The organism is Arthrobacter sp. R3-55 (assembly GCF_054161505.1).
The window spans coordinates 2,361,305-2,373,896 of sequence record NZ_CP096423.1 but is presented as its reverse complement, the minus strand read 5'-3'; the positions used below and the strand labels follow the sequence as shown (position 1 = coordinate 2,373,896).

10 protein-coding genes are annotated in these 12,592 nt (G+C 63.3%); 5 read left to right on the top strand and 5 right to left on the bottom strand.

The window, feature by feature from the left end:
• Positions 1-16 precede the first annotated feature (16 nt).
• From M1D51_RS11065 to M1D51_RS11055, 3 genes are read right to left on the bottom strand one after another with little or no spacing between them, the layout of a single operon-like run.
• Positions 17-1,291, bottom strand: coding sequence for a cation:proton antiporter (locus M1D51_RS11065; RefSeq protein WP_458109507.1), 1,275 nt, complete (start codon positions 1,289-1,291; stop codon positions 17-19).
• 1 nt (position 1,292) lies between these two features.
• Positions 1,293-2,537, bottom strand: coding sequence for a non-homologous end-joining DNA ligase (gene ligD / locus M1D51_RS11060; protein WP_458109506.1), 1,245 nt, complete (start codon positions 2,535-2,537; stop codon positions 1,293-1,295).
• A gap of 4 nt (positions 2,538-2,541) precedes the next feature.
• Positions 2,542-3,042: a hypothetical protein gene (locus M1D51_RS11055; RefSeq protein WP_458109505.1), complete on the bottom strand. Its 501-nt coding sequence runs from the start codon at positions 3,040-3,042 to the stop codon at positions 2,542-2,544.
• A gap of 141 nt (positions 3,043-3,183) precedes the next feature.
• Between M1D51_RS11055 and M1D51_RS11050 the strand changes: the two genes are divergently transcribed.
• A complete protein-coding gene (locus M1D51_RS11050) occupies positions 3,184-4,932 on the top strand; it encodes a pyruvate dehydrogenase (RefSeq protein ID WP_458109504.1) in 1,749 nt (582 codons plus the stop codon).
• A gap of 1 nt (position 4,933) precedes the next feature.
• Here the strand turns inward: M1D51_RS11050 and uvrA are convergent, their stop codons facing one another.
• Positions 4,934-7,456 (bottom strand): excinuclease ABC subunit UvrA, encoded by a 2,523-nt coding sequence (gene uvrA, locus M1D51_RS11045; protein WP_458109503.1) that lies wholly within the window; start codon positions 7,454-7,456, stop codon positions 4,934-4,936.
• Between the two features lie 155 nt (positions 7,457-7,611).
• Between uvrA and M1D51_RS11040 the strand changes: the two genes are divergently transcribed.
• Positions 7,612-8,013 (top strand): nuclear transport factor 2 family protein, encoded by a 402-nt coding sequence (locus M1D51_RS11040; protein WP_458109502.1) that lies wholly within the window; start codon positions 7,612-7,614, stop codon positions 8,011-8,013.
• A 28-nt stretch (positions 8,014-8,041) separates the two neighbouring features.
• Here the strand turns inward: M1D51_RS11040 and arfB are convergent, their stop codons facing one another.
• Entirely contained in the window at positions 8,042-8,461 is a 420-nt protein-coding gene (arfB, locus tag M1D51_RS11035) for an alternative ribosome rescue aminoacyl-tRNA hydrolase ArfB (RefSeq protein ID WP_458109501.1), read from the bottom strand.
• Between the two features lie 103 nt (positions 8,462-8,564).
• On the opposite strand from arfB, the gene M1D51_RS11030 reads away from it, so the two are divergent.
• Genes M1D51_RS11030 through M1D51_RS11020 form a run of 3 tightly spaced genes read left to right on the top strand, consistent with a single transcriptional unit; the run spans position 8,565 to position 12,563 of the window.
• Positions 8,565-9,389 carry an ABC transporter ATP-binding protein gene (locus M1D51_RS11030; protein WP_458109500.1) on the top strand — a complete coding sequence of 275 codons (825 nt, stop codon included), beginning with the start codon at positions 8,565-8,567 and terminating at the stop codon, positions 9,387-9,389.
• Between the two features lie 44 nt (positions 9,390-9,433).
• Entirely contained in the window at positions 9,434-10,414 is a 981-nt protein-coding gene (locus M1D51_RS11025) for an ABC transporter substrate-binding protein (protein ID WP_458109499.1), read from the top strand.
• Positions 10,415-10,424: 10 nt separating this feature from the next.
• Positions 10,425-12,563: an iron ABC transporter permease gene (locus M1D51_RS11020; protein WP_458109498.1), complete on the top strand. Its 2,139-nt coding sequence runs from the start codon at positions 10,425-10,427 to the stop codon at positions 12,561-12,563.
• The last annotated feature ends 29 nt before the right edge of the window (positions 12,564-12,592 follow it).

Below are 12,592 nucleotides of genomic sequence, written 5' to 3'. Positions count from 1 at the left end.
GATCCGGTGGCGGCTATCAGCCGCCGCTGCCTTTAGCGCCCGACGGCGGGAGGTCGCCGTCGGGCATCTGTTCCGTCGGCTCTGGATTGCTACTGGCTGGCAGTGCCGCTGCCGGGTCAATTGGCTCCTTGTGGTGGAGTTGCCGCAGGGCCAACAACGGAAACAGCAGGACGGAGAGCATGCCGGCCCCCACCAGCGCGGAGGCGAATCCGCTGGTGATGAAACCGTGCTCCCTGCCGATGGTGGTCACGGCCACGATGATCGGCAGGCCTGTTGCCCCTAACAGCATGAGCGCTCGTTTATCAGCCCGCGTGGAGCCTCGGGGCGCCGCCAGCAAGGACGGAATGCCGCGGATGATGAGCAGGAGTACCAGGAACAAGGGCACCAGGACGAGGGTCGCCGGACTCGAAGTCAGCGCGCCAAGGTCAAAGTCAATGCCGGTATCGATGAAGAAGACCGGCACCAGGAATCCGAAGGCAATGGCGTCGATTTTTGTTTCAATGACTTTTCGGTCAGCCTCGGGAGCACGCGCTATGGTCACCTGCCAGAGCACGCCGGCAGCGAAAGCGCCCAGCAGCATGTCCAGTCCCAGGATCATGCTCAAGACAACCAGCGAGCTAAGGATCAACATAATGGATCGCATGGCAAACTGGCTGCTGGTGTGGAGGGTCCGGGTGACCTGTGCGTGGAAGAGGGTGTGCCGTGCCTTTGAAGCGAAGAAGATGGCCACGCCAGTCAGGAGCACGAACCCCAACAACACCACTGATGCCATTCCCACGTGCTTCCCGCTGAAGAACAGCGAAATCGCAATCAGTGGTCCAAATTCCCCAACGGCACCCAGGGCGGCCACGGCCGTACCAATGGGTGACTTGGATTCGCCGGCATCGCGGATGATGGGCAGCAGGGTCCCCAAGGCTGTGGAGCACAGGGCCACTCCGATGATGACGGCGGCCTCCGGTGCGGGAGCCAGGACAAAGCCGGCGCCGATTCCTGCTGCCAGGGAGATGACCCAACCTGCCGAAGCGCGTCTTATGGGACGCCCCCTGATGGCCGTGAAATCTATTTCGTTTCCTGCAACAAAGAACAGCATGGCCAGGCCGAAATCTGCCAGGGTGTCTGTGAACGCTGTGGATTCGATCCACCCCAGCAGGCTCGGACCAAGCAGCATCCCCAGGGCAATCTCAAAAACCACGATCGGCACTTTGATCACACGATCAAGCAGTCGGACGGCTATAGGGGCAACAACTGCCAACGCTGCGATCAGGACCAAGGACGCGGACAGGCCCTGCATCTTAGGCTCCGGGCCGTCCGGGCCACTCCTTGCCTGCCCACGGATCGTAGTCGGCAAGCAGTTTCTCCTGCGGCGGGCGTTCGCTCTCCGGAACGTGCTGTAGGTTGACCCGAACCCTGTACCAGAGCGAGCTTGATCCCCTCATCCCGTCAACAAGGACATCCGCGGGGTGTAAGTGGGGGACAAGGTCCGGGTGCCGTTCCTTCCATTCCTCCAGTGAGGCGAGAGCCTCGGGTTTTGTTTTCGTACGTGCCACCTCCACCAGTGGCATGGTGGACATCCGGCGGCCGGAGCCGTCCCCGCTCCGCGGAGCTTTCTCTGCGGGGCCCAGTTCGGCAGCCAAGGCCAGCAGAGCATCAAGTGAACCCACGGCGTCGTCTATGCCCGCATGGGGATCGCCCACGTCGGCAAAGCGCCGGGGCACAGTGAGGACCGTGAAATCCTCCGGCCTGGCTGACCGTACTTCAGCCCAGGTCAGAGGTGTCGAGACGCGGGCATCGGGGAGTGAACGCACAGAGTAGGCAGAGGCAACGGTGCGGTCCTTGGCGTTTTGGTTGAAGTCCACGAACACGCTTTCGCCGCGTTCCTCCTTCCACCACCTGGCGGTAGCCATCCCCGGGGCCCGGTTTTCCACTTCACGGGCCAGGGTTTCGGCGGCGAGCCGAACATCCCGGTAGGACCAATGTGGAGCGATGCGCACCAGGATGTGGAGCCCGCGCGAACCGCTGGTCTTCGGCCACCCCACCAAGCCGACATCGTCAAGAACGTCCTGTGCGACGTACGCGACGTCCACTATCTGTGACCAATCCACCCCGGGCATGGGGTCGAGATCAACGCGAAGTTCATCAGGGTGGTCCAGGTCCTCGGCGCGCACCGGGTGGGGGTTGAGGTCGAGGCAGCCGAGATTCACCACCCAGGCAAGCCCCGCGGCATCCCGTATCACGGTCTCTTCAGCCGAGGTGCCGGAGGAGTAGTGAAGTGTAGCCGTGTCAATGAACGGGGGATGGTTTTCCGGCACGCGCTTCTGGAAGAACGGTTCATTATCAATGCCCTTGGGGAAGCGTTTGAGGACCATCGGCCGCCCGCCGGCTCCGCGCAGCGCGCCGTCCGCCACCGCAAGGTAGTACTGGACAAGATCGAGCTTGGTCAACCCGATTGCGGGGAAAACCACTTTGTCCGGGTTCGAGACTCGAACGTCGGCACCGTCGATGTCCAGAATCTCCGCCGGGGTCTTGGAGGGGCTCATGCGGTCACGCTAGCAACGAACGGCCGTCCCAGCCAGAGGTCCCGGAGGAAAAGTGCCCCGCGGGTTTTGCCAACAAGCCAATAATTTCACAACTGGCATTAAAAATAAAAGTAGGTATGGTGATGATAAAGCAACAACGAATGGAGTGATCGGAATGTCCGGAAAATCCCCTGATAGTGCAAAGTCGAAAAAGTCTGGAAAGACCATCCTGGAGAAACGGGCGGAAAAACGGGCCAAGACCGCCGGCAGCGAAAACATTTTCACCAAGCCACGGAAGAGCCAGCGATAGTTCCGGGCCCGCCAAGTTGGAGGCGGGTTGCCGGTCACCCTGCTGCCCGCCGCCAACCTTAACTTCGGGATGCCGACAATAAAATCGGCGGACTATTCTCACACTTATAAATGCCTTCATGAGACAAAATAATTGCAGCTTTGGCTGTGCCTGCCGGAATTTCATTGCCAATTCCCATGGTGCACCTTGGGCAGGATCTTCAAGTACGCCGGACACTGGAGCAGGGGAATGTGGAAACAATAAACGCCCCTTCGGGACCCTTTTGGCTCCATGGCTGCCATTCAGCGGCCACTGAGCCAAGCCGACTATTTTTGGCCATGTCAGCCCACCACCACACACTGAGGGAGTCTGCACAGTATGGCCAAGGAACTTGCCACCCAGCTCATCGAACAACTACAGGCTGCCGGGGTGCAGCGGATCTACGGAATCGTCGGCGACAGCCTCAATCCAATCGTGGATGCCGTACGCCAAACCGGAGGTTCGGCGAAGGGAGGCATTGACTGGATCCACGTCCGCCACGAGGAGGCGGCCGCCTTCGCAGCCGCAGCGGAGGCGCAACTGACCGGACGGCTTGCTGTGTGCGCAGGTTCCTGCGGACCAGGCAACTTGCACCTGATCAACGGGCTCTACGACGCCAACCGCACTGGAGCGCCGGTGTTGGCCATCGCCTCGCACATCCCCAGCAAGCAGATCGGAAGTGGTTTCTTCCAGGAAACCCATCCTGACCGGTTATTCACCGAATGCTCGGTGTATTCGGAATTGATCAGCACCGCGGAGCAGGCGCCAAGGGTCATGCACAGCGCCATCCAAAACGCCATTGCCCTCAGGGGAGTCTCAGTGGTCACCCTCCCGGGCGACATAGCCGGCCTCGAGGCCACGGCCCCCACGCCAGCGCCTGCGACGTTCAGGCCGGCCACTGTGGTGCCCCATCCGGCCAGCGTCCAGGACCTGGCCCAAGCTATCAACGACGCCGGTAAGGTGGCCATTTTCGCCGGCGCCGGTGTTGAGGGGGCCCACAGCGAACTCATGGCATTGGCCGAGCTCATCAATGCTCCGATTGGCCACTCGCTCAGGGGCAAGGACTTTGTCCAGTACCGGAATCCGTTCGACATCGGGATGACCGGGCTCCTGGGCTACGGCGCAGCGGCCGAGGGCATAGAAGATGCAGACCTCCTGATCCTGCTCGGTACCGACTTTCCTTATGATCAATTCCTGCCCGATACCCGGACGGCCCAGGTGGACCGGGCCGCCCAGCGGTTGGGCCGCCGGACCGACGTCGACATCGCAGTCCACGGCGACGTTCTGCCCACGCTCACAGCGTTGCTGCCCTTGGTGCAGCCGAAGAAGAACCGCCGGTTCCTGGACCAGATGCTCAAGAAGCACGACCGTCTCATGAACAAGGCGGTAGGCGCCTACACGCGCAAGGTGGAGAAGAAGCAGCCGATCCACCCCGAATATGCTGCCTCCTTGCTGGACCAGGTTGCAGCCGAGGACGCCATCTTCACCGCGGATACCGGCATGTGCAACGTCTGGACCGCTCGCTATATCAACCCGTTGGGCACGCGGCGCCTGATTGGTTCGTTCCTTCACGGCTCCATGGCGAACGCCCTTCCGCACGCGATCGGTGCTCAAGTGGCCTATCCCGGCCGGCAGGTGGTTTCCGTTTCCGGTGATGGCGGCCTGTCCATGCTGCTGGGCGAGCTCATCACGGTCGCCGCGCACAAGTTGCCTGTGAACGTCGTGGTGTTCAACAATTCCACCTTGGGCATGGTCAAGCTGGAGATGCTGGTGGACGGCCTCCCGGACTTTGGTGTGGACGTCCCGGATGCCAACTACGCCGAGGTTGCCAAAGCGCTGGGCTTCCATGCAGTGCGGGTGACGGATCCGGCGGACATCGAGGGGGCGTACAGGGAGGCATTTGCGCATCCGGGGCCGTCGCTGGTGGAACTCATCACGGACCCGAACGCGCTGTCCATTCCTCCGAAGATCTCCGGTTCGCAGGTCATCGGATTCGCTACCGCCATGTCCAAAGTGGTCCTGAACCGGGGAGCCGGTGAGGCCGTCAGCATGGCGCGCAGCAACCTGCGCAACATCCCGCGGCGCTGACTCACTGCCGGAGCGCGGCGGCGAGGTACGGGGCGGTCCGGCTGTGTGCGGAACGCGCGACGACGGCGGGCGGGCCGGTAGCGATCACCTCGCCGCCGGCGTCGCCACCGCCGGGCCCCAGGTCGATGACCCAATCGGCTTCGGCCACCACGTCCATCCCGTGTTCCACCACGATCACCGTGTTGCCGGCGTCGACGAGCCTGTGGAGCTGCTTCATCAGCAGCCGGACATCGGCGGGGTGCAAGCAGGTGGTTGGTTCGTCCAGCAGGTACAGGGTGTGGCCACGCTGGATGCGCTGCAGTTCGGTGGCGAGTTTGATGCGTTGGGCTTCCCCGCCGGAAAGCTCCGTGGCAGGCTGTCCCAGCCTCAGGTAACCCAGACCTACCTCTGCCAGGGTCTGGAGGCTTCGCGAGACGGACGGCAGATCGGAGAGGAAGTCCGCCGCCGCGCTGACAGTCATGTTCAGGACCTCCGCAATGTTCCGCCCACGGTAGGTCACTTCCAAGGTGGCGGGGTTGAAACGCGAACCTCCGCACTCCGGACAGGGGCCGTAGCTCCCGGGCAGGAACAGCAATTCCACCGCCACGAACCCCTCGCCCTGGCATGTTTCACAGCGTCCTCCAGCGACGTTGAAAGAGAACCTCCCGGCACCGAAACCACGGGCACGGGCGTCGTCGGTGGCAGCGAATTCCTTCCGGACACCATCGAAGAGGCCGGTATAGGTGGCCAGGTTGGACCGGGGAGTGCGGCCAATCGGTTTCTGGTCAACCTGCACCAGCCGGTCAATCCGGTGCAGCCCTGACACAGTCGCATTCCCCGGGACAGCGCCGGGCGAGTCGCCCTCCGTCGTATCCGGATGGAGTTTGGCCTTGACCATATCGGCTAGGACCTGGCTTACCAGGGTGGATTTGCCGGAGCCTGAAACGCCAGTCACTGCCGTCAGCACGCCCAGGGGAAATTCCACACCCAGGCCGCGCAGATTATGCCGGCTGACCCCTCCAAGGGTTAGCGACTTATCCCAGGAACGCGGACCGCCCTTGGGTGCATTGCTGCCGTCGGAGAAAAGGAAAGGCCGGGTCACCGAATCCTTCACCTGTTCCAGCCCGGCTACTGGCCCGCTGTAGAGGATCTCTCCGCCGCCCTCGCCGGCGTGCGGGCCCACGTCCACCAACCAATCGGCTGCTTGGACGAGCTTCATATTGTGCTCCACGACGAACACGGAATTTCCGGATGCCTTGAGTTGGTTCAGTACTTCAAGCAAGGGCTCTGCGTCGGCTGGATGAAGCCCTGCGGAAGGTTCATCCAACACGTAGATGACGCCGAACAGGCCTGAGCGCAGTTGCGTGGCGATCCTGAGCCGCTGCATCTCACCAGGGGACAGAGTGGGTGTTGCCCGCCCCAGCGCCAGGTAGCCCAGGCCAAGCTCCAGGAGCACGGTCACCCTGGCGAGCAGGTCCCGGGTGATGGCGACTGCCACTTCATTGCCTTCGCCCGTGGTCTGGGTGCGTGAAGCAGTCCCGGCGCCAATGAGCCCGGCTGTGGGCCTGATGAGTTCGGCGAGGTCGGTCATTGGCAGGGCGTTGATTTCAGCAATGGTTTTCCCTGCGAAGGTGACGGCGAGTGCTTCGGGCCGCAGGCCGCTTCCCTCGCAGCGGGGGCACTGGCCCGTTTCCATGAAGCGCAGCACCCTGTCACGCATGGTGGTGCTCTTTGAGTCCGCAAGGGTGTGGAGGACGTAGCTCCTGGCACTCCAGAAACGGCCCTTGTAGGGCTTGGCGACGCGGTCACGCTGCGGGGTCACTTCCACCACTGGCTGATCCTCGGTGAAGAGGATCCAATCGCGGTCCTTCCGGGCCAACTTCTTCCACGGCGTATCCACGTCATAACCCAGATGGGTGAGGATGTCCCGGAGGTTCTTGCCTTGCCATGCGCCGGGCCACGCTGCGATGGCACCGTCGCGGATGCTCAGCGAGGGATCGGGCACCAGGGTCTTTTCGCTGACGGTGTGCGCTACGCCCAGGCCGTGGCACTCCGGGCAGGCCCCGGCGGCGGTATTGGGGGAGAACGCATCAGAGTCCAGTTGGCCGGCGCCGTCGGGATAGCGCCCAGCGCGGGAGAACAGCATGCGAAGGGAGTTGGAGAGGGTAGTGACTGTTCCTACGCTGGACCGTGCAGTGGCCGTGCCGCGGCGTTGTTGAAGCGCGACGGCGGGTGGCAGCCCCGTGATGGTCTCCACCTTGGGATTATGGCCCTGTTGGATGAGTCGGCGTGCATAGGGTGCCACGGACTCGAAGTAGCGGCGCTGCGCCTCGGCATAAATGGTACCGAAGGCGAGGGATGACTTTCCCGAGCCGGAGACCCCGGTGAATGCGACGATTGCGTCCCGGGGCACATCCACGTCCACGGAGCGAAGGTTGTTCTCCCGAGCCCCCCGGACTTTAACAAAGCCATCCCCGGGATCGGCAAACGGCGCGTCCGGCGCATCGAAAACGCGCCGTGGGGAAATTGTCAGTTTACTGTCCATTCCTATGACTCTATCGGCGTTAGCATCCGGGCGCTTCGCGGGGCCGGCTCCGCAGCTAAGGGCGGGAATGATGAAGTCGTGCCTACCGGCAGGTGTTGCTTTGCTGTGGTGGTTGAGGGTAGTGCAACAGGATCCCCAGGAGGAGAATGCGGATCATGGCTGACGAAATCCTGGATGAACAGCGCACCAACGAAAATGTGGTCAAGCGGCTGATCGACTGCATCAACGATCGCCATATCGAGGTCATGGATGAGCTGTTCCATGACGACGCCGTGATGCATTGGCCCCAATCCGGGGAAGTGGTTCGCGGGGCGGAGAACCGCAGGGCCATCTATGGCGCCTTCCCGGAACTACCCACCATTACGCCCCGCCGCCTCCTAAGCGGCGGCAACCTGGTGACTGCTGAGGCTCTGCTGGACTATGGCGGACCTACCTTTGAGACAGTCTTCATCTTCGAATTCCGCGACGGCCGGATCGCCAAGGAAACCGCCTACTGGAGCGACGCCTTCCCAGCTCCCGAGTGGCGCGCGCAGTGGGTTGAGGTCAGTAAGGCCTAGTCAGGCTCAGGACCGCCCGCAATCGTTGTTACTCAGCCGGTGGTCGGCGTCGTTGTTGTTTGGTGGCTGACCTGAGTTCCTTGGCTGCCCGGTGCCTCCTGGCTGAGCCGCGGGTGGGTTTGGAGGCACGGCGAACGGATTGAGGAACAAGACCTGCCCTGACGATCCCGGCGAGTTTGACCAGCGCGATCTCGCGGTTGCGCAGTTGTGACCGTTCCTCGGAGGCGGTGACGGTGATGACTCCATCAACGAGTTTCCGTTCCAGCCTCCTGAGCAGCAGCTCGCGCTGCCCTTCTGTCAGTGCGGCGGTCTGTGCGACGTTCCACCGGAGCTCGGCACGGCTGTCCGTGGTGTTGACATGCTGGCCGCCGGGTCCCGAAGAACGCGAAAACCGCCACGACAATTCCGATGCCGGAACCGTCACGGTGGGGGAGATTTCCAAGTCCATGGGTCAAGCCTTGCACGCTGTGAATCAATCGTGCTCTGCCGTGGCTGGACATGCTCCGACACGTTTTTAGAAATTAGGTAAGCCTAAGCTAATCTTTCATTTTGTGATTGAACTGAGCGAACTCACCGGTCTCGAGGCCACAGACCTTGTTCTCCGCTATGGGGACAAGGACGTGGTGCATGGTGCCGGCCTCCGCCTTGAACCGGGACGCATCGTTGCGCTGGTGGGACCCAACGGCAGCGGTAAGTCGACTTTGCTCCGGGCACTCGCCCGATTACATGAGGCTTCCTCCGGAACCGTGATGGTCCGGGCTGACGGCGGCGAGGCGTCGGACGCGCTAATGATGAAGCGCAGTGACTTTGCCCGTCACGTGACGTTGTTGTCGCAGAGCAGGCCCGTGCCGCACGGCCTGAGTGTTCGTGACGTGGTGGAGTTCGGCCGCCACCCCTACCGGGGACGGTGGCGTGCCGCCGATCCCGAGGGACCTGCCGCCGTTGACCGCGCCATGGAACTGACAGGTGTCGCCGAACTTGCCGGTCGTGGCGTCCAGGAACTCTCGGGCGGGCAACTGCAGCGGGTGTGGCTGGCCAGTTGCCTTGCACAGGACACCTCGGTACTCCTGCTCGATGAACCAACCAACCATCTGGACCTCCGGTACAAGGTGGAGATCTTTGACCTGGTGTACGACCTCGCCCGGGTCCACGGTGTGGCCATTGGCGTGGTCCTGCACGATCTCGACGAGGCTGCAGCATTGGCCGACCACGTAGTGGTGCTGTCGGAGGGCCGCATAGCGGCTGCAGGACCGGCGCACCAAGCCCTCGATGCCGCACTGCTCAGTGACGTCTACTCAATTCCCATTGTCACCCACACCGATCCGCTGACCGGCAGGCTCCGCACCCGCGCGGTGGGCCGGCACAGCGGCAGCTGAACACCGCCAAAGAACGTCCTTCCCCCAACACGAAAGGGACCTCTGTGTCCATGAAGATCCATAAGGCCCTCGCCGTCACCGCCGTATTGGCGGTCCTGATCACCGGCTGCGGAACCACTGAAGGGCCCGCCAGCCAGCCATCCAACAGTGCCGCCGCCGGAGGGCCGGTCACTGTGACCGACGCCCGCGGAACAGAAGTTAAGCTCGACGCCCCTGCCAAGCGCGTGGTCGGCACCGAATGGAACGTCGTGGAGAACCTGACCACCCTCGGTGTCATGCCGGTAGGCGTGGCTGACGTGAAGGGCTACAGCGCCTGGGTCACCGCAGGCAAACTGGACAGTACTCCCACCGACATTGGAACCCGCAACGAGCCCAGCTTCGATACCATTGCCTCCCTCGATCCGGACCTGATCGTTGCGACCACGGATCTGGCCGAGCCCGTGATCAAGCAGCTCGAAGAACTCGCTCCCGTGGTGGTGGTGAAGTCCGCCGATGGCAGCCGCCAGATCGCCCAGGCGGAGGACAACCTGAAGCTCGTGGCCAAAGCAACCGGCACGGAGAAGAAAGCCGACGAGGCCATCGCCGCGTTCGACGCCGCCGTTAGCAAGGGCAAAGCTGACCTCGAGAAGGCCGGCCTGGGCGGTTCCCGTGTTGCGTTCGCAGACGGCTGGGTTGCTGACGGCAAGGTCTCCATCCGTCCCTTCACCAAGGGTTCACTGCTGGCTGACATCAACACTGAGTTGGGCCTTGTGAACCCCTGGACGGTTGAAGGCGATCCGGCCTATGGGCTGGGCTCCACCGACGTCGAAGGCCTGACCGCCGTCAACGCCGACCACTTCGTCTACATCACCAACAACGCCGATGGCGATTTCACCGAGCAGTTGGCTGACAACGCGGTGTGGAAGTCGCTTCCGTTCGTCTCGGCCGGCAAGGTGCACCGCCTGACCGACGGCATCTGGATGTTCGGCGGCCCTGCCTCCATGACCCAGTACGTCGACGCCATCGTCGCGTCCCTCACCAAGTAATTCCACCCGAATGACCGACACCGTGAAGAGGCCCGTCACGACCGTTCCCGCGGTCGTGGCGGGTGCTCCCGTACCTGCCACGCCAACCGGGCAAGGTGTCCGCCGGCGCTCCGGCCCCGTCCTGGCAGCCGGCGCCGGAATTGTTATCCTGGCCCTGTTTTCGATGATCCACCTCACGCAAGGAACGGCCGACGTCGGCCCTTTCCAGCTGTTGGGGCTGCTCACCGGAGGCGGAACAGACCAGGAAACCGCAGTGTTGGTCGCTTCGCGGGTACCGCGGCTTTCCGCCGGCCTGTTGGTCGGCATCGCGTTGGGGGTGGCCGGTGCAGCACTGCAGTCGGCCACCCGCAACGTCCTTGCTTCCCCGGACACCTTGGCGGTCAATGCCGGAGCCCACTTTGCCATCGTGGCAGTAGCGGCTTTCGGGTTGACACTGCCTGCGCTGCTGTCCGGCGGCATTGCCTTTGTGGGCGGACTTGCTGCAGCGCTCCTGGTGCTGGCGTTGTCCGGCGGGGGAGCCAACGGCAACGGCGGTCCCATCAGGTTGGTGCTGGCCGGAACAGCACTGGCCCTCGGCCTGCATTCGGCCACCAGCGCCCTGTTGCTGTTGTTCAGCCAGGAGACCACAGGTCTTTACGCGTGGGGCCAAGGCAGCCTGGCCCAGTCACGAACCGATGAGCTGTTCCAGTTCACGCCGATAGTGCTCCTGGCCATCGCCGGCCTTTTCCTTCTGGCACGGAGGATGGATCTGCTTGGCTTGGGCGACGATGCTTCGAGGCTGGCAGGCGCGGATCCGCGCCTGGCCCGGGTTGGCGCCGTCGTACTCGCAGTAGTCCTGTCCGCCGCAGCGGTAACCATCGCAGGACCCATTGGTTTCGTGGGCCTCTGCGCTCCTGCGATCGTGAGGCTCCTGGCTTCCCGTTTCCGCGGACTGGGACGGCACCGGGCGCTGCTGCCAATCTCCGGTGTGGCCGGTGCCGTGGTGGTCATCGGAGCCGACGTCCTGGTTCGTGGTCTTTTCGGTGCCCAGGCGGGCGTGGAAGTCCCCACCGGGGCAGTTACTACAGTCTTCGGTGCCGTTTTCCTGGTGATTTTGGCCCTGAAGATGTCCGACGCAGGCTTGAGTGTTGCCGGTGATGCCCTGGCAAGGCTTCGTTCACGGCGGTTCTTCCTTACCGTGCTGATCGGGCTTCTGGTCCTCCTCACTGGCTTGCTGGTGGCCGGAGCGTTGCTGGGTGATGCGAAGCTCCTGCTCGGTGATCTGGTCAATTGGCTCACGGGCCAGTCCGGGAACCGTGTCAGCGCCGTGCTGGGCACCCGCATGCCACGGGTCCTGGCTGCCGTACTTGCCGGAGCGGCCCTGGCCCTTGCCGGTGCGCTGATTCAGGCGGTTTCCCGGAACTCCTTGGCCGAGCCCGGTATCCTGGGCGTCTCCGGCGGCGGTGGCCTGGCCGCAATCATTGTCATCACCACTGTCCCGGCGGCGGGTTCGTGGGTCATTACCGGCTCCGCGCTAGGGGGCGCTGCGTTGTCCGCACTGCTGGTCTTTGGTCTGGCCTTCCGCGGAGGACTGCAACAGAACCGCCTCGTATTAATCGGCATCGGTGTGTCCGCGGCATTGGCGGCAATGATTACCGTCCTGCTGGTGAGCACGGACCCGTTCAACCAGACGAAGGCGCTGACATGGTTGTCCGGCTCCACCTACGGCCGCAACTTCGCCTCAGTCCTGCCGCCACTCCTTGCCTTGCTGGTGTCCTTGCCGGTGCTGGCGGGAATGCGGCGGGATCTGGACCTCATAGCCGTGGACGACGACTCTCCCCGCGTGCTGGGCATCGGACTCTCCGGATCCCGCCTGCTCCTGCTCTCGGTTGCTGTGCTCTTGACCGCGGGTGCTGTTTCATCCGTGGGTGTGATCGCGTTCGTGGGATTGGTGGCACCCCACGCTGCCCGCACCCTGGTGGGGGCGAGGCACTCCCGGGTCCTTCCCGTGGCCGCCCTCATCGGCGCCTGCACCGTGGTTTTCGCGGACGTAATCGGTCGCACGGTCATTGCGCCGGCACAGATTCCGGCCGGCATCATGACGGCTTTGGTAGGCGCGCCGTACTTCGTTTATCTGCTGTGGCGTTCCCGGGTGGACCGAAACTTCTGACCGCCTGCTTCATGTCCTGCCGGACATTG

Coding starts and splice junctions, on each gene's coding strand:
- arfB (WP_458109501.1), bottom strand. CDS start 8,461: ATGGACTTGGAAATCTCCCCCACCGTGACGGTTCCGGCATCGGAATTG.
- uvrA (WP_458109503.1), bottom strand. CDS start 7,456: ATGGACAGTAAACTGACAATTTCCCCACGGCGCGTTTTCGATGCGCCG.
- M1D51_RS11050 (WP_458109504.1), top strand. CDS start 3,184: ATGGCCAAGGAACTTGCCACCCAGCTCATCGAACAACTACAGGCTGCC.
- M1D51_RS11040 (WP_458109502.1), top strand. CDS start 7,612: ATGGCTGACGAAATCCTGGATGAACAGCGCACCAACGAAAATGTGGTC.
- M1D51_RS11020 (WP_458109498.1), top strand. CDS start 10,425: ATGACCGACACCGTGAAGAGGCCCGTCACGACCGTTCCCGCGGTCGTG.
- M1D51_RS11065 (WP_458109507.1), bottom strand. CDS start 1,291: ATGCAGGGCCTGTCCGCGTCCTTGGTCCTGATCGCAGCGTTGGCAGTT.
- ligD (WP_458109506.1), bottom strand. CDS start 2,537: ATGAGCCCCTCCAAGACCCCGGCGGAGATTCTGGACATCGACGGTGCC.